Genomic DNA, 253 nt, shown 5'->3' on the forward strand with positions numbered 1-253 from the left:
GCCTGAGTGGACTTGAACCACCGACCTCACCCTTATCAGGGGTGCGCTCTAACCACCTGAGCTACAAGCCTATAAGGTTTTACTGCTCGTTTTCTATCAGACAATCTGTGTGAGCACTACGCGGGTTTGTATCTTTTAGGTAAGGAGGTGATCCAACCGCAGGTTCCCCTACGGTTACCTTGTTACGACTTCACCCCAGTCATGAATCACAAAGTGGTAAGCGCCCTCCCGAAGGTTAAGCTACCTACTTCTT

1 rRNA gene is annotated in these 253 nt (G+C 49.8%); it reads right to left on the reverse strand.

Going from position 1 to position 253, the window contains the following annotated elements:
• Positions 1 to 140: 140 nt before the first annotated feature.
• Positions 141 to 253, reverse strand: a 16S ribosomal RNA gene (locus tag F3J28_RS22340); the annotation flags it as partial.

This window comes from Enterobacter sp. Ap-1006, from assembly GCF_011752835.1.
Classification (GTDB): Bacteria; Pseudomonadota; Gammaproteobacteria; order Enterobacterales; family Enterobacteriaceae; genus Cedecea.